Source organism: Nocardia sp. JCM 34519.1 (genome assembly GCF_020361265.1).
Lineage (GTDB): Bacteria > Actinomycetota > Actinomycetes > Mycobacteriales > Mycobacteriaceae > Nocardia > Nocardia arthritidis_A.
The window spans coordinates 319,454-337,874 of sequence record NZ_JAIRBR010000001.1; the positions used below are offsets into that span (position 1 = coordinate 319,454).

An 18,421-nucleotide genomic window follows, 5' to 3' on the forward strand; every position below is an offset into this window, starting at 1 on the left:
CGACGATTTCGCCCACTCGACGCACTCTCGCTGCCATGGGATCGAATGAGATGAACGGCGAAGTGTGGGACGCGGTGCTCATCGGCGGTGGCGCCGCCGGATTGAGCGCGGCCGTCACCCTCGGCCGGGCTGGGCGCAAAGTCGTTGTGGTGGACGATGATTCACCCCGTAACGCACCGGCCGCACAGGTGCACGCCTTCCTTACCCGCGACGGTATGCCGCCCGCCGAACTGTTGCTGCTCGGCCGGGCCGAGGCGTCGGGCTACGGCGCGAAACTGCTCGACGGCCGCGCGATATCGCTGAGCTGGCGTGGCGCGGAGCCCGGTTTCGTGATCGGGCTCGACGACGGCGCCGATCTGGTGGCGCGCGCGGTGCTGGTGAGCACCGGCCTGCGCGACGAACTGCCCGACATCCCCGGCCTGCGCGAACGTTGGGGCAGGGATGTGCTGCACTGCCCGTACTGCCACGGATTCGAGGTTCGCGACCAACCGATCGGTCTGCTCGGTGGCGGCGATCCGGATCTTTCCGTGGCACACGCCCAGCTGATCCGGCAGTGGTCGAACGATCTGGTCTACTTCCCCGGCGGGCTCGAACTGACCGGAGAACATCGGAATTCGCTGGCGGCCCGCGATATCCGTGTGGTGGACGGCGAGGTGGCGCGGGTGGTCACCGTCGATGACCGGCTGCGCGGGCTGGAACTCACCGACGGGCGAGCGGTGCCGCGGCGGGCGCTGTTCGTCACGCCGCGGATGACCCCGCACGACGAACTGCTGCGCGCGATCGGCTGCGATATCGATGAAACCGGTTACGTCACAATCGATTCCCTCGGCGCGACCAGTGTGCCCGGCGTATTCGCCGCCGGTAACGTCGCCGATTTCTTCGCCCAGGTGATCAATGCGGCGGCGGCCGGGAACGCCGCGGGCGCGGGAATCAACCGCTATCTGGTGGAACTGGACGTCGCCGCGGCCCGCGCGAAATTCCGCCCCGAGCAGCCCTTCTCGGCAGCTCTGGAGCAACTCGCACATCGGGTGCTGCACGGCGACGACGGATACGGGCTGTGATCCGGCCATAGGGGCGTACCTGGGCCAAACCGCTGCAAGAGCAACAGTGGCAGTGGCATACTGCGGCCAACCGGATACCTACTCGTGCTGAGGTGGCGGCGACATGACTGTTGCTGAAATCCAAGCCGTCCGGCCCTATCCGAAGCGGATGGGGCCGAAGGGTTCGTTCCTCTACAAAATGGTGACGACCACCGATCCAAAGGTGCTCGGCGTCCTGTACATCGTGTCGGCGATGTCGTTCTTCTTCATCGGCGGGCTGATGGCGCTGCTGATGCGCACCGAACTGGCCAGACCCGGTCTGCAGTTCCTTTCGCCGGAACAGTTCAACCAGCTGTTCACCATGCACGGCACGATCATGCTGCTGTTCTACGCGACGCCGATCCTGTTCGGCTTCGCCAATTGCGTGCTGCCACTGCAGATCGGCGCGCCCGATGTGGCGTTCCCGCGCTTGAACGCGCTGAGCTATTGGCTGTACCTGTTCGGCGCGACCATCGCCACCGCGGGCTTCCTGACCCCCGGCGGCGCGGCCGATTTCGGCTGGACCGCCTACACACCGCTGAGCTCCATCACCCACGCACCCGGCGTCGGCTGCGATATGTGGATCATGGGGTTGGCGGTATCCGGCGTCGGCACCATCCTCGGCGGCGTCAACATGATCACCACGGTCATCTGTCTGCGCGCGCCGGGTATGACCATGTTCCGCATGCCGATCTTCACCTGGAACATCCTGGTGACGAGCATCCTTGTGCTACTTGCCTTTCCGATCCTGACCGCGGCGCTGATGGCGTTGGCGATCGACCGGCATCTCGGCGCGCACATCTACGATCCGGGCAACGGCGGTGTCATCCTCTGGCAGCACCTGTTCTGGTTCTTCGGCCACCCCGAGGTCTATATCGTGGCGCTGCCGTTCTTCGGCATCGTCACCGAGATCTTCCCGGTCTTCAGCCGCAAACCGCTATTCGGTTACACCACACTGGTTTACGCGACGCTGGCGATCGGCGCGCTGTCGGTCGCGGTGTGGGCCCACCACATGTATGCGACGGGATCGGTGCTGCTGCCGTACTTCTCGTTCATGACCTTCCTCATCGCCGTGCCCACCGGGGTCAAATTCTTCAACTGGATCGGCACCATGTGGCGCGGTCAGTTGACCTTCGAATCGCCGATGCTGTTCTCGCTCGGCTTCCTGGTGACCTTCCTGTTCGGCGGTCTGTCCGGGGTGATCCTGGCCAGTCCGCCGCTCGACTTCCACGTCACGGACACGTATTTCGTGGTGGCGCACTTCCACTACGTGCTGTTCGGCACCATCGTGTTCGCCACGTTCGCGGGCATCTACTTCTGGTTCCCGAAGATGACCGGCCGCATGCTCGACGAGCGCCTGGGCAAACTGCATTTCTGGACCACGTTCATCGGCTTCCACACCACCTTCCTGGTGCAGCACTGGCTGGGCGCCGAAGGTATGCCGCGCCGCTACGCCGACTACCTGCCCAGCGACGGATTCACCACGCTGAACACCATTTCCACCATCGGCTCGTTCATTCTGGGCGCATCGATGGTGGTGTTCGTCTGGAACGTCTTCAAGAGCTACCGCTACGGCGAGGTGGTCACCGTGGACGATCCGTGGGGTTACGGCAATTCGCTCGAGTGGGCCACCTCCTGCCCGCCGCCGCGGCACAACTTCTACGAACTGCCGCGGATTCGGTCGGAGCGTCCGGCGTTCGAACTGCACTACCCGCATATGGTCGAACGGATACGCACCGAGGCGCACGTGGGCTGGGGTTCGCATGCGCGCCGGGCCGCCGATCTGGCGGAAGCGCACCGGGCCGCGGTCGCCCTCCAGGAGAAATCGGATGCGACGGAGCCGGGCCAGCCCGAATAGACTTTGCCGATTCGGCAACGAAAGTTGCCGAAGCAGGTCGCGCCGGTGGACAGTTGCCGCGTGGGCACGACACATGAGCACGGGGGCGACACCTCGATCGAATACTGGGAGAACTTCTATCAGGATCGCGAGCAGATCTGGTCCCGCTCGCCGAATCCGCTGCTGGTGCGCGAGGTCACCGGGCTGATACCGGGCGCGGCGCTGGATCTCGGCTGCGGCGAGGGCGCCGACGCGGTGTGGCTGGCGAGTCGCGGCTGGCACGTCACCGCGGTGGATGTCTCGGCCACCGCACTGGGCCGGGCCGCCGAACTCGCGGTGCGCGACGGGGTCGCCGAGCGGATCGACTGGCAGCGGCACGATCTCGCCGAAACTTTTCCTGCGGGCAGCTTCCAATTGGTTTCGGCACAGTTCTTCCACTCGCCGGTGGCGCGGGACGGTGAGCGGGAGAAGGTTCTGCGCCTGGCGGCCGACGCGGTCGCGCCGGGCGGCACCCTGCTCATCGTCGGCCATGCGGAATGGCCGTCCTGGGTGCGCGCCGGGGAGGAGCCGCGTCGCGACATCCACTTCCCCACCAACCGCGAGGTGCTCGACGCCCTGCAACTGCCGCAAGGAGACTGGCGCATCGAAGTCGACGAGTCGGTGCTGCGCGAGCTGACCGGACCGGACGGTCTACCGGCCACCCGTCACGACTGTGTACTGCGGCTGCACCGGATTCACTGATGGCACAGCGCGATTCGGCACATGCGGATCGGCCGACAGCGGCGCAACATCGGGTGTCGGCCGCTTGAATTGACCGTAACAGCCAAGGCGGTAACGGTATTCGAAAGTCGTACAACTGATCCGGCACCCGTTGTAACTTGTTCTAACATTGAGCGGCAAGCCCTCAACGTGGAGGAACGTGTCATGCCGCCGAATTCGACAGCCGCCGAACTACTCGCCGCGGTACAGGCCTCGCCGCGGGCCGTCACCGCGCACGACAGGGCCGCCTGGGTCGGACTGTTCACCGCGGACGCCGCAGTCGACGACCCGGTCGGCTCCCGGCCGCACACCGGCCGCGATGCCATCGAACGGTTCTACGACACCTTCATCGCGCCCAACACCATCGTCTTCGACGTATCGCACGATATCGTCTGCCCGCCGACGGTTTTCCGCGATCTGACGATCGAGATCACCATGTCGGCCGGTGCGGCGGTCGCGGTGCCGATGCATCTGCGCTACGACCTGGCCGACCAGGACGGGCTCTGGAAAATCGCTCGCCTGCACGCACATTGGGAACTCGGCCCGATGATCGGGCAACTGCTGCGCACCGGCGGACCCGGCCTGCTGGCCGGGCTTCAACTCGGCCGACGACTCGTCCGCCATCAGGGTGTCGGCGGCGCCGCCGGAATGCTGCGCGCGCTCGTCGGGGTCGGCGGCGCGGGTAAATACGAAGCGGAGCGGGTGTTCTCGGCCGCGGCCGCCACCGAGATCGGCGACATCCGCGGGTTGCTCGGCGCGGACGCCATCGTCGAACTGGGCGGAAACCGGGTCACCATCGAGGAATTCATCAATCGGACCCGGAATATGATGTGGGACAAGCTGATTGCCGCGGGCAATACGGTGACAGCGAGCGTGCTGATCGGCGAGGTCCCCGGAATCGCGCTGGTCGAATTCGTCTCCAGCACCGGCCGGATCACCGCGGTACGGCTCTTTCTCGATCGCTGATAAAGCGGCCCGAGCCGAACACCCATTGCTCCGGGTGCCCGGCTCGGGGCGCGGCCCAGCTCAGGCCGACACGGAAACCTTTGCCGCGGTATCGGTTTCCGCCGATTGCTCGGACCATCCCGGCGGCCCGAAGACGTAACCGAAGCGGCCGCGCCAGGTTTTCGCCTCGCGCACATCGCGCAGCAGTGCGCCGAGCTCGTGGTAGTTCACCCGCAGTGGGTTGTCGGTGCCGATATTCTTGGTGAGCCCGTAGCGGATCGGTTCGGATTCGGCGGCGAAACTACCGAATACGCGGTCCCAGATGATGAGGATGCCGCCGTAGTTCTTATCGATGTACGGCTTGTTCGAGCCGTGGTGGATGCGGTGGTGGGCCGGGGTGTTGAAGACGAATTCGATGGGCCGCCACAGGGTTGCGATCTTCTGGGTGTGGATCGGGAACTGGTAGAGCAGCCCGATACTCTGCAGCAGGAAGATCATCCACGGCGGAATGCCGATCAAAGCCGCCGGCACCCAAGCCATTCCGCGGATCAGGTTGGCCACCGGATGCAGCCACGGCAGCCGGATCGCGGTGGTGAAGTTGAAGTACTCGCTGGAGTGGTGCACGCTGTGCGCGGTCCACAGCAGCCGCACCCGATGGTCGGCGCGATGCGCCCAGTAGTAGCAGAAATCGGTGACCACCAAGCCGAGCACCCACACCCACCACGATTTCGCCGAAAGGTGGAGCGGGGTGATCGCGGCCGCGGCCACCACCGCCGAGAACGGCAGGATGTACTGCATCAGCGGCTTCACCAGGCGGCCGAGGAAGAAGGTCGCCACATTGGACGCGGTATCGCGGGCCGCGCCGCCGTTGTCCGGCCGATCCGGATCGCGCCGGTAGGCGATCCATTCCACCAGCATCAGCAGCGCGAATGCCGGCACCGCGTACCCGAGCAACTCCACCGGAGCCATCGACAACCTCCTCCACTCTGGCCTTCCGCAGCCACGGTACGGGCGCCTGCCTGCGGTTTCATCCCGCTGACGAGGGGTTTTCGGTCCCTCACACGGGGGACGCGCCGAACCGGGCGGCCGGGCAGAGTCGACCTCCGGCGCCCCCGGATCGGCTCGGTAGGATCGCCGCGACGACGGCAGGCGGAGGTGAGGGCTTGTGGACGTGAGCAGATCGCTGGCCCGCCAGTCGGTGGTGGTCGCGGTGGTGGCGGCCGTTATCGACACGCTGATGCTCGGGGTGTGCGGGATATTCGCCGTCGCACCGTGGCAGACCGGTGTCGTGCTGGCGGGCATCCTGGTGGCCGACCTCGCGCTGGCCGGACCGCCGCGCACGGCGGGCGCGGTGGCGCTGATCCAGGTGGCGCTGCGCTTCCTCGCGGCGATTCTGCTGCACCGGCACGGTTTTCCGGTCCGGTTCGCCGATGTCGGATTCCTGGTGGCCGGATACCGGGCGGGCGCCTGGCTGACGGGCCCGGAATCGGTGTGCACCATGCTCGCCATGTCGGCGGGCGTCGCCACGGCGAATATCGTGGCCGACAGCACCGCCGCACACGATTGGCGGATGCTGGTGGCCACCACCGTCGCGGGTGGTTGCGTCCCGTGGTTGGTCGGCCGGTACACGGCGGCGCGCAGCGCGTACATCGCCGACCTGGAACAGCGCGCCCGGCTGCGCGATCAGGAGCACCGAGCCGCCCTGGACCGCGCGGTCACCGACGAACGCGCGGCCATCGCCCGCGATCTGCACGATGTGATCTCCCATCACGTCAGCGCCATCGGCATCCACGCCGGCGCGGCGCGGATGGCACTCGCCGATACCGAAAATCCGGCGGCGACAAGGTCATTGACCGCCGTGGAGGCGAGCAGCCGGGCCGCCATGGTCGATCTGCGCCGCCAACTCGACCTGCTGCACGGCCACGAGGACGAGGGCCAGCGCCAGCCGGGTCTCGCCGATATCGACGAGCTGCTCGAGCGGGTACGCGCCGCCGGGTTGAATATCGAACTGTCCGAACGCGGTTCGGCGGTGCCGCTGCCGGATTCGTTGAATATCACCCTGTATCGGATCGTCCAGGAAATGCTGACCAACGCGCTGCGCCACGGCGACGGGGAAAACGCCCGCCTGACAGTGCGATACCGGCCGGACCGCATCGTCGTCGAGTCGGAGAACCCGTTGTGCGGCACACCCGCCGAGACCGGATCGCAGGTGCCGCGCGGGCTGGCGGGCATCCGCCGACGGGTCGATCTCTTCGATGGCGAACTCGACTACGGCGTCACCGGAAAGCGCTGGCGCATCACCGTTTCGATGCCGATCGGAGGACTATGAGCGGGCCGGTGCGGATACTCATCGCCGACGACCACAGCATGTTCCGCTCCGGCCTGCGCGCCGTCGTGGACAGCCAGGCCGACCTGGAGTGCGTCGCCGAGGTCGCGGACGGTCGCGCGGCCGTCGCCGAAACCGCCCGGCTGCGACCGGATGTCGCGATCCTGGACGTGCGGATGCCGAAGCTGGACGGGCTGGCCGCCACCGAGGCCATCGTCGCGGCGGGCGGCACCCGGGTGGTGGTGCTGACCACCTACGACAGCGATGCCAACCTCTACCGCGCGCTGCAGGCGGGCGCCAGCGGCTTCCTGCTGAAAAGCCTTCCCCCGGAAGAACTCGTCACCGCCATCCGGATCGCCGCCCGCGGTGACGCCCTCATCGACCCATCGATGACCCGGCGGCTGGTCTCCCGCTTCGCGACCACCCTGGCACCGCCGCCCGCACCGCCGGAGATGGATCAGCTGACCGCCCGCGAACTGGAGGTGCTGCTGCTGCTCGCCGATGCGCGCAGTAACGCCGAGATCGCGGCGGCACTCGGTGTCGGCGAGGAGACGGTGAAAACGCACGTCTCCCGGGTGCTCGCCAAACTCGGTGTACGCGACCGGATTCACGCCGTGGTGTATGCGCATCAGAACGGCCTGGCGCCACGCCGCTAGCCGGACTCGGTTAGACGAGACTCAAAGTCACGGTTTCATAACGCGGCCGGGCGGGTACACGCTTGATATGACAGTAAGGCGACACCGACAAGCGCGGATCGCCGGCCTGGAACTTGGCACAGCAATATTGTCACTATTGACCTGCCTATTCTTCGTCGGCGGCATTGCCGCGCTCTCCCGCTCCCCGATCATCGTGGCGCTCGCCGCCGTCAGCATCGTGATCGGGCTAGCCGTGACGCGCAGCATCCTCCCGCACGACAGGTAGCCGCGCCCGCGTCAACGCCAACTGGGTAACCACAGCTCCTGCTGCCAGCGCGACGGCGTGATCGGTGTCGCGGTGAGTATCGGGTGAATCCAGATGAAATTGGCGACGACGAGCCCGAGGTAGAGGCAGACCACAAGTCGACCGGTACCTCGACGCTCGCTGGAATCTGTTGCCCTGCCCAGTATTTCACCCAGCGGCAGGGCAATCAGCATGACCAGGAACGGTGCCATGACGGTGGCGTAGAAGAAGTACATCTGCCGGTCCAGCTCGATGAACCACGGCAGCCAACCCGCGCAGTACCCGGTGAGCACCGCGGCATACCGCCAATCGCGGTGCGCGATCGAGCGCCATCCGGCCCAACCGAGCGCCGGGAACGCGAGCCACCAGATGGCCGGGGTGCCGAGCAACATCAGCGCCGAAACACATTGGGGCGCACCACAACCGGCCCCGGGTTCCGGGCCGGTGTAGAGGTAGTAGAGCATCGGACGCAGACCCATCGGCCAGGTCCACGGTTTAGATTCCCAATTATGGTGTTGCCCTGAGGAATTCGTGAGATGTACGTGGAAGTTCAAAACCCAGGCACTGTTGTACCAGAGTGAGCGCAGCGCGTCCGGCACGAAGGCGAAGTAGCCGTCCCGGCCCACGGTCACCCCGACCGCGTAACGGTTGACGCCCGTTTCGCTGGCGAACCACCCGGCATACGAAAACAGATACACCGCAAGGGGAATCGCCACCAACGCGAACAGCGCGGGCCCGGCGTCGCGAACCAGCGTGCCGAGCAGCGGGCGCTCGACACCGTTGGCCCGCCGTGCCGCGAAGTCGAAACCCAGGCACAGCACCAGGAAACACAGCAGGAAGTACCCGCCGGACCATTTGGTGCCGCACGCCAACCCGAGCAGCACCCCGGCGCCGAACCGCCACCAGCGCACGCCGAGGCGAGGGCCATAGGGGCTCAACGCTATTCGTCCCTCGGCCAGCACCGGCGCGAACCGCTCGCGCACCTCGTCCCGGTCCACGATCAGGCAGCCGAACGCGGCCGTCACCAGCAACGCGAGGAATATATCCAGCATGCCGATCCGCGACGACACCATGCTGACACCGTCGGCGATCAGCAGAATTCCGGCGATCGCCCCGACCAGCGTCGACCGCGTCAGCCGCCGCACGATCCGGATCACCAGCAGCACCAACAGGGTTCCGCACACCGCCGCGGAAAACCGCCAGCCCCAAGGACTCCAACCGAACAGCAGCTCGCCGACGGTCATCAGCAACTTGCCGACCGGCGGATGGGCGACGAGCGGAAATCCGGGATTGTCCTCGATGCCCATCCCGTTGTTGAGGATTTCCCAGGCCTGTGCCGAGTAGTACTTCTCGTCGAAGACCGGTGTCCGGCCGTCCGTCGGCGATCCGAGGCCGACGAATCTGGTCACCGCCGCGAGCGCGGTGAGCGCGATGGTCACCAACCAGCCGCGCAGCCGATCCCGCGGCATCGGCTCCGCACCCGGCCGCAGCGGGGCGGGCCCGGTCATCGGCCGGGACTCGAAGGTAACCCCGGTCATACCTGCACACTAGGCAGTACCGGCGGATCGCTCAAGATCGCTGCGCCACACCGATTCTCGGCCAGCGGGGTGGTTCGGGCACACGAACCTGCGTAAACGCCCGGCAGCCGGGCGATCGATGTCGCGACGATGATCCCACCGTTATGCCGAATCGCTGAGCGGAAGGCGCAGGCGCACCACCGCGCCGCCCTCCGCGCGATTGGCGGCATCGGCGTGGCCGCCGTGCAGCGCGACGATCGAGCGGACCAGCGCCAAACCCAGTCCGTGCCCCTGACCGTGGCCGCGCGCGAAGCGACGGAAAACATGTGGCAGGACAGCCGGATCGAAGCCGGGACCGTCGTCGGTCACCGTGACGACGGCCTCGCGCCCTTCGACCTGCACGCCGACCCAGACGTGTCCGGCGCGGGCCACCGCGTTGCGGACCAGGTTATCGATCGCCTGCCGCAACAACACATCGTCACCGTCGACAACGGCCCGCTGAACATCGGTGAGTTCGACCGCCGCACCGCCCGCGGCCGCCGTCGCGACGATCTCCTCGGCGAGCAGATCCACCCGCAGCAGCGCACGAACCGGTTCCACCTGCCCCGCCTCCAGCCGGGCCAGGTCGAGCAGCTGCACGACGCCCTCCCCCGCGCGTTCGGTGGCGTCCCGGATTTCGGTGAGCGTGCGCACGTATTCGTCGGGTTCGCGCGGGCGGGCCAGCGCCTGACTCGCCGCGGCGCGGATCACCGCGATCGGGGTGCGCAGCTCGTGCGCCGCATCGGCGAGGAAGTCGCGCTGGGATTGCTGGGTGCGCACCAGCGGGGCCAGCATGCGGCCGGACAGCAGCCAGGCGGCCAGCGTCGCCAGCGCGACGACACCGGCGGCGGCGCCGCCGACGATCCAGCGCTGCCGCAGGATGACGGAATCGGTTCCGTCCAGCGAGGTCGCCGCCGCGACCACCTGACCATCGGGCCGGGCCCGCGCCGCCTCCAGATAGTGGCCGTCGACGGTCCAGACCTCGCGGAAGGCAATGCCGCCCGCCGGATCGTCGAGCACCCGATCGGCCAGATCCACCGGCGCGCCGACATCGGTGTCACCGAGTTGGTTGTAACCACCGTCGGCATCGAACAACCAGGCGTTGAACCGCAGCCCCTCCGGGGCCTGATCCGGTTTGGCCAGTGCCGCGATATCGCCGACCCGCTCACCTGCGGCCCCGCGCGCGGCCGTCTCGTCGCGATCGGCGAGCACACAGGCGAGATAGATCGCCGCCGCGCCCGCCAGCAGCAGCGCGCTCGCACCGACCGCGATCGTGAGCCGAATCCTGATCCGCCGCAACAACTCTCAACCCTCCGCGAAGAGCCGGAAGCCGACGCCGCGCACCGTGTCCAAGCGGGTGTGCTCGGTGGGCAGATCCAGTTTGCGGCGCAGCGTCGAGACGAAGACGTCGACGATATTCGAGGTGCCCTCGTAGTGCATATCCCAGACCTGCTCCAGCAATTCGGTGCGGGTCACGGTCTGCCCGGCCTGTTGCACGAAATACTGCAGCACGGCGAACTCCTTGGCGGTCAACGGAATCAGCACCTCACCGCGGAACACCCGATGTGTCGCCATATCGAGCCTGATATCGCCGACCCGCAGCTCCGATCCGCCGACGGTGACCGGTCTGCGCAATACGGCACGCACCCTGGCGGCCAGCTCACCGAAGTCGAACGGTTTCGTCAGGTAGTCGTCGGCGCCGGTGTCCAGACCCTTCACCCGCTCGGTGGCGCTGCCGCGCGCGGTCAGCACCAGGACCCTGGTGCGGCCGTCGGCCTTGAGCTGGCGGCACAGCGTCAGACCGTCACCGTCCGGCAGGCCGAGATCCAGCACCACCAGCGCGTAGTCGTTATAGGAGCACAGCTCGTCCGCGGCGGCCATGGTCGCGGCGTGATCGACCGCGTGCCCCTCCTCCCGCAGCCCGCGCACCAGCACCGGAGCCAGCCCGGCATCGTCCTCCACCACCAGCACACGCACCAGCTCAGTCGACCACATCACCACTCCCGCGCGACGCCCGGCATACGTTTGCCGCCGACTATCCCCGCGCGGGCGTTAAGCGATCATGAAGACGGGGTCATCGATTCGATCGCCGGTCTCGGACTCTGCCGCGGACGCCTGCGGGCGGGCCGCTGCCGGGACTCCGAACGAACCCGTTCGGCCAGTTCGTCCGGGACGTGCGCGATGATCTCCGATCTGGTGGCGACCATGAGCTTGCGGCGGATGGTCGCCACCTGAGCGTCGACCGTGCGGATGGAGCTGCCGCGGCGCGTGGCGATCACGCTGTTCGGCCAGCCCGCCGCGGCGAGGACGGCCACCTCCTGCTCCGCGGGCGAGAGTTCGGACCAGTGCGATGCGGTCTCGGCGGCGGGCAGTTGCTCGATCCGGAACCTGCCGAGCAGCAGACGTTGCAGCTCAGCGTGTTCCGGGCGCAACAATTCACCGCGGCGCAGCGCCGCCCGGTATTCCGATGCGCCGAGTACCGATTTGGCGGTGCGAGCGGCCGCATCGATCGCCTTCGCCGGAAAGATCAGCCGGTCGGGGGTGATACCGAGCGAGCGGTGCAGCGTCGACATGCCGCCGAGCACGTGCGCGAGTTCAGTCGCCGCCGCCGTCAGCTCGCCCGGCTCGGCGCCCGCCGCGATCCGTTCGGCGAGCAGGTTTTTCGACGCGACCATGAGGAAGTGCACGAACCAGCTGACCGTCCACAGATCGTCGGTCTCCATGTTGCGCTCCAGGGCGAACCGCCCGAAACGCACCGCCTCGCGCGGGTCTCCGTGCGCGTTCAGCGCCAGCATCCAACCCAGTTCGGCCCAGGCGATCGCGGCGCCCGCCGCGGCGTCGACGGCGCGGTCGAGATGCCGCCGCGCGACGGCGATGGCCTGTTCGGGTTCGCCGACGATCGAATGGGCCAGCGATTCGAACAGCTCGCTGCGCCCCATCCCGGCGCGATCACCCATCGCTTCGAATTTCGTTCTGGCCCTGGCCAATACGTCGATGGCCCGGCGATCATGGTGCACCAGAAGCAGTTCCAGGCCCCAGGTGCACTCCACCGCGGCGGGCAGCCCGATATCCCGCTCGGCCGTCTCGCGCCAGGTCCGGCGCAACACCGGATCGGTAAGGCATTCCGCCGCACATTCGTCCAGCAGCTGCGCGGTATAGAGCTGCCTGCCCTGCCACACCGCGATCCAGCCGATCAGCGCCATGGCCTCGACCCGCAGCGGGACCGCCGATTCGATGTCGCGGACGGCGGCCAATGCCCGCTCGGTCAGGCGCATTACGGCGCGGTTCGCACCGGTGATGAACGGAATCCGCAGCGCCATCAGCGTATTGGCGGTCTCCAGCGCGACGACGGCCTGCGTGGGCTCGGACAGGCCCGACTCGATCGCGAAGAGGACGTTCTCCCAGGCCGCGCGCAGCCATTCGATCCAGTCGTCCTGGCGCGGACTACACCAGAGCACCTGCCCGGCAACGACTTTGTCCCGGTAGTAGCGCCGGTGCCGGTCCAGCAGGGCGGCCTCGTCCAGACCGTCGACGCGGCGGCCCAACCGATCCCGCGCGAAGACCCGCACGCTCTCCAGCAGGTAGTACCGGACGGTCGTCACCGAGCTGCGGGCCGAGACCAGCGAACGCTCCACCAGCCGCTCCACCAGATGCTCGATCCGGTCCGCGGGCAGCGCGGCATCGGCGCAGACGGCGGTGATCGCGGCCAATTCCGCTCCGCCACCGCATGTTCCGCCGCAATCGATATCGAATCCGGTGACGAACACCGACATTCTGTCGAGCAGCAGTCGTTCCTCGGCCGTGCACAGCCCATACGACCAGGCGATCACGTCGTGGACGCTGCCGTGCCGCTCGGCGCCCACCCAGCGGTGGCACCACTGCATCCGCTTGTCGTCACGGTCACCGGTGAGCTCGCGCAGCACGGCGGCCACGGGCCGGTGCCGCAGCCTCGCCGCGGCCAGCTGGATGAACAGCGGATTGTTTTCCACTCGGCCACAGATCTTTTCGGCAATGTCGTGATGTTCGGCATCGCCGTGGATGGGCCTGCCGTTGCGTTCGGCCTGCCGCAGGAACAGCGTCAGCGCGTTCGGGCCCGAGAGCGGCGGTATCGCGATGAGGTGTTCGTCGAGCCAGCCGATCGGTTCCCGGCTCGTCGTGATCACCGTCAGCCCGGGAACCGCCTCGACCAGATCGATGATGAACGGCCCCACACCGGCCACTACGTGCTCGCAATTGTCCAGCACCAGCAGCGTCGCCCCGGCCCGGGTGAATATCTCGACCAGGCAGTCGCGCGCCGAGCGCCCGGCCATATCCGCCTTGGCGACCAGCTTCACCACTTCTTCGGCGATGACCTCACTCGTCGAACCGGGCGCCAGCCGAGCCAGCCGGGTCCAGTGCACGGGACGGTCCGAGACCTTGCGGTAGCGGCGCACCGCTTCCGCGGCCACCGCGGTCTTGCCGATACCCCCCGGCCCGACCAGGGTGATCAATCTCGCGTGCGGTGCGGGGAGCAACTGCTCGATCCGCTGCAATTCCGCGGCCCTGCCGACGAACTCGCCGATGGCCGCGGGCGGCGCCGGGACCGTCATGAGTACTCCTCCATCGCAACGCTTCCTGGCACGACCTCCTCCCGGACAGCACGGTACCGAGCGGCGTAGCGCGCGGCGAAGCCCTCGGTTCCCGGGGCGGCGACCATCGCCGGGCGGTTGCGGCGCGGCCTGCGTTCGGCCTCGCGCCGGACCCGGTCGGTGAGCTCGTCGGGCACCAGCGCGGCGATCTCGTTGCGGGAGGCCACCTTCAGCTTCTGCCGGATGACGGCGACCTGGACGTCGACGGTGCGCACCGAACTGTGCCGCCGGACGGCGATGGCGCTGTTCGGCCAACCCGCCGCGACCAGCACCGCGACCTCGTGCTCGGCATCGGAGAGCACATCCCAACCGGAACCGCGCCGGTGCGTGTCCACCGGATCCGGATCGGCGCGCAGCACGTCGAGCGCATGTCTGCGCACATCCTCGAAATCCCGCCAGCGCTGTGCGCCTTCACGTTCCGCCGCCGCATAGCCGCGAACGCCGAGCACGGCGCTGGAAACGGCTGCGGCCCTTCGTAGTTCGCTGCCCGAACCGCACGATTCGGCGTTCACGAATCCGGCCGCCCGATGGTATGCCCGGCCCGCCCCGACCAGCTGTGCGATTTCCCGTGCCGCCCACGTGGTTTCGGCGCCGCCGGACCCGTGCGGCGGCAGGCCCGTCGACAGCGCCTCCACCAGGGTCATGATGTAGCCGCCGACCGCGTACAGCGACGCCCTGGCGACCCGGGAGACCGGCGCGAAGCCCTCCACCCGCCGCCTTTCCAGCGCCCGATCGGCCAACCGCTCGGCGAAGTCGGCATCGCCGTGGACGAGCGGCGCCCACAGCGACATCAGCGCCGCCGACATCTCGACGCCGATCAGCGCCTCCGCCGGATCGTCGAGCGCGGTTTCGATGCCGAGCGAAAGGTTGTCCCAGGCCGCACGCACCCAGTCCAACGTCGGGCGGTCGCGCGCGCCGTGCCGGAGGGCGCCGTTGTCCATGAGCGCGTCGCGGTAGTAGCGGCGGTGCCGGGCGGCGAACCGCAGCACCTCGTCCGGATCGCGCCGCTGCCATCGATCGCGGGCGAAGATGCGCACGCTCTCGGTCAGGTACCAGCGCACCTCGGTATGGGTGAAATAGGTGGACAGCAAAGAACGTTCGGCCAGCTGATCGAGCAGCGGTTCGATCGCGGTACTCGGCAACCGGTCATCGTCCGCGCACACCGCCTGGATCACATCCGATTCGACGCCATTGCGCAGCATTTCGTCGCCGCCGGCCGGAAAACCCGGAGCGAACACCGACATTCGCTCCAGCAGCAGGCGCTCCTGCGGGCCACACAATGCATACGACCAGGCAATGGTGTCCGCGATACCGCGGTGGCGCGGTTCGACGCCCGCTCGCGCGCCGAGCGACCAGCGCAGGCGGCGGTCGTCGTGGTCGCCGGAGAGCTCGCGCAGCACCGCGGCCATCGGCTGCTGGCGCAGCCGGGCCGCCGCCATGCCGATGAACAGCGGATTGTGATCGACATGGCGGCAGATCCGAACGGCCATGGCGATCATGTCGGGGTCGTCGGGGACCGGCCGCCCGGCGCGCTCGGCCCGGCGCCGGAACACTTCCAGTGCGTCCGGGATGCTGAGCGGCGGTACCTCGACAATGTGTTCGTCGGGCAGGCCGATCGGTTCCGTGCTGGTCGCGATGATCGTCGAACCCGGTGCGGTATCGAGCAATTCGGCGATCAGCGGGCCGAGCCTGGCCAGCATGCGCTCGCAATTGTCGAGTACCAGCACGGTGGCGCCCGCGACCGATTGGAGCGAATCCACGCAGACCGCATCGGATTCGAGCTCGGCGAGCGCGAGCCGGCCGACCGGCCGGACCTGCGCGCGCAGCGCCTCAGCGGCCAGCCGGGACTTGCCGATACCACCGGGGCCGACCAGTGTGATCAGCCCGACACCGCGCCTCAGCAGCGTGCGGATGCGGGCCAACTCACTTGTTCGGCCGATGAATTCACTGGTAGACACCGGTAATCCGGTTCTGCCCAGCGAATTCACAGACATGTGTATCAAAGCTAGCCGACGGGTCGGTACTCCGCCACGGTGGTCAACGTTTGAATCAGGCGGGGGTCACCGTCTTTTCGCCGTCACGACGCGTGCACGGCGTGCTGGTAGTGCACCTGCACCACCGCACTCTCGTAGGCGGTGACGTCGAGCAGTTCCACGGCGGCGAGGTCGGTCGGTTTGCGGAACAGCGGCACGCCGCCGCCGAGCAGCAGCGGGTGGACGAAGAGCCGGTACTCGTCGATCAGGTCGTATTCCATGAAGGTCGCGGCCGTCTCGGCACCGCCGAACAGGATCATCGTGCGGCCCTGCGCCCGCAGCGCGCCGACCTCCTCCACCAGACCGTCCCGCACCACCCTGGTATGCCAGCCCGCGCCGCGCATGGTGCGGGAGAACACGATCTTCGGCGTCTGCTTCCACAGCCGCGCGAAGTCCACATAGAACGGCGAGATCGCCGGATCCGCGTCGGCGGTCGGCCAGAACGCCGCCATGATCTCGAAGGTCTTCCGGCCGTAGAGGAATATGTCGGCGGCCCGCAGCTCGTCGAGGTAGGACTCGCACAGTTCCTCGTCGACCACCGGCCAGTGGATCTCTCCGTCGGGCCCTTCCGCAAAGCCGTCGAGCGACATCTGCATCCACAGTTTCACGGTCCCCATCACACATACCCATCTGCTGTCTCGTACAACAGTCCGGATTCTGGCGACGGCGACGCCGCCGCGCATCGGTATGCCCGCATCGCCCGCATACGTAGGTAGGTATGTGAGCCGACGGTCACCGTTCGAGCTAGTTCAATACACCGTTGGCTAACGAGTCGCTAAACAGCGGCATATCACCGCCGCAGCCGCCGGACCCCGGGGCAGATGAACCCCCTCAGATGCCGGGAAGCACCTCGGCCAGCTCGGTGTCCTCCCGGAGATACCGAGCCATCGACCGATTGACCAGCTCCGTACTCGCCCGCCCCGGCACCGCGCTGGTCAGCGCGACCCGCTCCGCCAGCTGCGCGCGATCGAGCTCGGCGCGCTCTGACCGCCGGTAGGACTCCCACGCCGTCCGGCGGAAGAGGTCGACGAAGCGGCGGGCGATCCGGTCACAGTCACCGCGCAGTTTCTCCAGCTCGGCGACGATTTCCGCATCACCGATATCCGCTGCGGCCAGCTGCTCGGCGAGCCGGACGAGCTCTCGGTCGACCACCCGATAGGTCACGGCGTCCACCGGCTCGTACAGTCCGAGCCCGACCACTCGGGCCAGGCCGTTCGGGACGTCGCGGTAGCGCTCCTCCAGCTCGGTCGCGGCCACCGTATCGCCAATGGACGGCGCGGTCGCTTGTGGCGCATCCAGCCGCGTGACGCCGAGTACCGCGCCGAGGTCGTCACCGCGATCCCAGGCTTGCAGCAGCTCCCTGATGCCGTTGAGCTTGATTCCGCGATCCAGCAGTCTGGTGATCGTGCGAACCCGATTGAGATGCTCCGCCCCGTAGAAACCCGTCCGACCCTTCACCCGCGGTGGGGGCAGCACACCCCGCTCGTGATAAACCCGCAGGCTGCGCACGGTCGTACCGGCCTCGCGCGCCAGCTCGTCGATCGTGTATTCCACACCCGCTGCCATAGGTCTAAGCAAACCACACGGCGGCGCATCGAGAACGGTGCGGCGATGGTGGGGGAAGACCTCTCCCGGATCCGGATCGGGCATGGCCGGATCGTATCCGTGTCGCGGCGGACCCGGCACCGGCACGCTTCCCGCTGCCGGGAAGCACGGCCGTCGGCGCTACTTCTTCTCCGTCACGAAATACTCTGGGGGAACATCGAATACGCGCGCCAACGCGATGATCAGATCGAGCCGGGGTATCGCGTCACCGTGGATGAGCCGGTACAGACCGGACTGCGAGACCGGCACATCCGGATACGCCAACTCCAGGTGCTGCGCCAGCGCGTACAGCGTCAGCGAACGCGTCGTGCCGTACTCGGTCGAGACGACGGATTCGGCGATCAGTTCCGAAAGCCGGCTGGAGAAAACCGCCGCGGCCGCCTGCCGCGGCGTGAGTGGCTCCGCGCCGCCTCGATGAACGAAATCACCATCACCCGGCTGAGATTCCGATACCACGCTGATAGACACTACCGTCCCATCCGCAATTCGAGCCAATACCATCGAGTTACGCAGATCCGTTGGGGGCCAGTGGAATCGACGGACGCACCGCGACATAGTGAGCGACCGAGCCGATGAAATCGACAGGGCGCCCACCCGTTTCGAGGTATGGCCGCCACGGCGGCGGCGCCCCGCCGCCGTGGTGGCCCGGGTCGCGGTATGTCCGGCTACCACGACCTGCTCCCGTAACCGGATTGGGTGATTACGGAAGATGTT

At 67.6% G+C, this 18,421-nt stretch carries 16 protein-coding genes; 7 read left to right on the forward strand and 9 right to left on the reverse strand.

Annotated features, from left to right (window positions below):
• The first annotated feature begins 35 nt into the window (after window positions 1-35).
• From LGY53_RS01545 to LGY53_RS01560, 4 genes are all read left to right on the forward strand, one after another.
• Entirely contained in the window at window positions 36-1,061 is a 1,026-nt protein-coding gene (locus tag LGY53_RS01545; RefSeq protein ID WP_225724834.1) for an NAD(P)/FAD-dependent oxidoreductase, read from the forward strand.
• Between the two features lie 103 nt (window positions 1,062-1,164).
• The gene (gene ctaD / locus LGY53_RS01550; protein ID WP_225724835.1) at window positions 1,165-2,937 is read left to right on the forward strand and encodes a cytochrome c oxidase subunit I; all 1,773 of its coding nucleotides are present in this window, start codon (window positions 1,165-1,167) and stop codon (window positions 2,935-2,937) included.
• 60 nt (window positions 2,938-2,997) lie between these two features.
• On the forward strand, window positions 2,998-3,657 hold the full coding sequence (locus LGY53_RS01555; protein ID WP_225724836.1) for a cyclopropane-fatty-acyl-phospholipid synthase family protein: 660 nt from the start codon (window positions 2,998-3,000) through the stop codon (window positions 3,655-3,657).
• 183 nt (window positions 3,658-3,840) lie between these two features.
• Window positions 3,841-4,641, forward strand: coding sequence for a nuclear transport factor 2 family protein (locus LGY53_RS01560; protein WP_225724837.1), 801 nt, complete (start codon window positions 3,841-3,843; stop codon window positions 4,639-4,641).
• Window positions 4,642-4,701: 60 nt separating this feature from the next.
• Here the strand turns inward: LGY53_RS01560 and LGY53_RS01565 are convergent, their stop codons facing one another.
• Window positions 4,702-5,589 carry a sterol desaturase family protein gene (locus tag LGY53_RS01565; RefSeq protein WP_225724838.1) on the reverse strand — a complete coding sequence of 296 codons (888 nt, stop codon included), beginning with the start codon at window positions 5,587-5,589 and terminating at the stop codon, window positions 4,702-4,704.
• Between the two features lie 196 nt (window positions 5,590-5,785).
• Here LGY53_RS01565 and LGY53_RS01570 point away from each other — a divergent pair, with 196 nt between their 5' ends.
• From LGY53_RS01570 to LGY53_RS43395, 3 genes are all read left to right on the forward strand, one after another.
• Window positions 5,786-6,949: a histidine kinase gene (locus LGY53_RS01570; protein WP_225724839.1), complete on the forward strand. Its 1,164-nt coding sequence runs from the start codon at window positions 5,786-5,788 to the stop codon at window positions 6,947-6,949.
• On the forward strand, window positions 6,946-7,602 hold the full coding sequence (locus LGY53_RS01575; RefSeq protein WP_225724840.1) for a response regulator transcription factor: 657 nt from the start codon (window positions 6,946-6,948) through the stop codon (window positions 7,600-7,602). Before LGY53_RS01570 ends, LGY53_RS01575 begins: the two co-directional genes overlap by 4 nt.
• 136 nt (window positions 7,603-7,738) lie before the next feature.
• Window positions 7,739-7,867 carry a hypothetical protein gene (locus tag LGY53_RS43395; protein ID WP_255665246.1) on the forward strand — a complete coding sequence of 43 codons (129 nt, stop codon included), beginning with the start codon at window positions 7,739-7,741 and terminating at the stop codon, window positions 7,865-7,867.
• 11 nt (window positions 7,868-7,878) lie between these two features.
• Here LGY53_RS43395 and LGY53_RS01580 read toward each other — a convergent pair whose 3' ends face one another.
• From LGY53_RS01580 to LGY53_RS01615, 8 genes are all read right to left on the reverse strand, one after another.
• A complete protein-coding gene (locus LGY53_RS01580) occupies window positions 7,879-9,393 on the reverse strand; it encodes a dolichyl-phosphate-mannose--protein mannosyltransferase (protein ID WP_225725651.1) in 1,515 nt (504 codons plus the stop codon).
• A gap of 171 nt (window positions 9,394-9,564) precedes the next feature.
• Entirely contained in the window at window positions 9,565-10,743 is a 1,179-nt protein-coding gene (locus LGY53_RS01585; RefSeq protein ID WP_225724841.1) for a sensor histidine kinase KdpD, read from the reverse strand.
• A 3-nt stretch (window positions 10,744-10,746) separates the two neighbouring features.
• Window positions 10,747-11,436, reverse strand: coding sequence for a response regulator transcription factor (locus tag LGY53_RS01590; RefSeq protein ID WP_225724842.1), 690 nt, complete (start codon window positions 11,434-11,436; stop codon window positions 10,747-10,749).
• 65 nt (window positions 11,437-11,501) lie between these two features.
• The gene (locus tag LGY53_RS01595) at window positions 11,502-14,030 is read right to left on the reverse strand and encodes a hypothetical protein (protein WP_225724843.1); all 2,529 of its coding nucleotides are present in this window, start codon (window positions 14,028-14,030) and stop codon (window positions 11,502-11,504) included.
• Window positions 14,027-16,027, reverse strand: coding sequence for a LuxR C-terminal-related transcriptional regulator (locus tag LGY53_RS44015; protein WP_225724844.1), 2,001 nt, complete (start codon window positions 16,025-16,027; stop codon window positions 14,027-14,029). Before LGY53_RS44015 ends, LGY53_RS01595 begins: the two co-directional genes overlap by 4 nt.
• 119 nt (window positions 16,028-16,146) lie before the next feature.
• Complete coding sequence (locus LGY53_RS01605) at window positions 16,147-16,719, reverse strand: dihydrofolate reductase family protein (RefSeq protein WP_225724845.1); 573 nt, start codon at window positions 16,717-16,719, stop codon at window positions 16,147-16,149.
• A gap of 214 nt (window positions 16,720-16,933) precedes the next feature.
• Window positions 16,934-17,668 carry a MerR family transcriptional regulator gene (locus tag LGY53_RS01610; RefSeq protein ID WP_225724846.1) on the reverse strand — a complete coding sequence of 245 codons (735 nt, stop codon included), beginning with the start codon at window positions 17,666-17,668 and terminating at the stop codon, window positions 16,934-16,936.
• A gap of 159 nt (window positions 17,669-17,827) precedes the next feature.
• A complete protein-coding gene (locus tag LGY53_RS01615) occupies window positions 17,828-18,163 on the reverse strand; it encodes a helix-turn-helix domain-containing protein (RefSeq protein ID WP_225724847.1) in 336 nt (111 codons plus the stop codon).
• Window positions 18,164-18,421 lie beyond the last annotated feature (258 nt).

Coding starts and splice junctions, on each gene's coding strand:
- LGY53_RS01575 (WP_225724840.1), top strand. CDS start 6,946: ATGAGCGGGCCGGTGCGGATACTCATCGCCGACGACCACAGCATGTTC.
- ctaD (WP_225724835.1), top strand. CDS start 1,165: ATGACTGTTGCTGAAATCCAAGCCGTCCGGCCCTATCCGAAGCGGATG.
- LGY53_RS01605 (WP_225724845.1), bottom strand. CDS start 16,719: ATGGGGACCGTGAAACTGTGGATGCAGATGTCGCTCGACGGCTTTGCG.
- LGY53_RS01545 (WP_225724834.1), top strand. CDS start 36: ATGGGATCGAATGAGATGAACGGCGAAGTGTGGGACGCGGTGCTCATC.
- LGY53_RS01580 (WP_225725651.1), bottom strand. CDS start 9,393: ATGACCGGGCCCGCCCCGCTGCGGCCGGGTGCGGAGCCGATGCCGCGG.
- LGY53_RS01595 (WP_225724843.1), bottom strand. CDS start 14,030: ATGACGGTCCCGGCGCCGCCCGCGGCCATCGGCGAGTTCGTCGGCAGG.
- LGY53_RS01560 (WP_225724837.1), top strand. CDS start 3,841: ATGCCGCCGAATTCGACAGCCGCCGAACTACTCGCCGCGGTACAGGCC.
- LGY53_RS01590 (WP_225724842.1), bottom strand. CDS start 11,436: ATGTGGTCGACTGAGCTGGTGCGTGTGCTGGTGGTGGAGGACGATGCC.
- LGY53_RS01565 (WP_225724838.1), bottom strand. CDS start 5,589: ATGGCTCCGGTGGAGTTGCTCGGGTACGCGGTGCCGGCATTCGCGCTG.
- LGY53_RS01610 (WP_225724846.1), bottom strand. CDS start 17,668: ATGGCAGCGGGTGTGGAATACACGATCGACGAGCTGGCGCGCGAGGCC.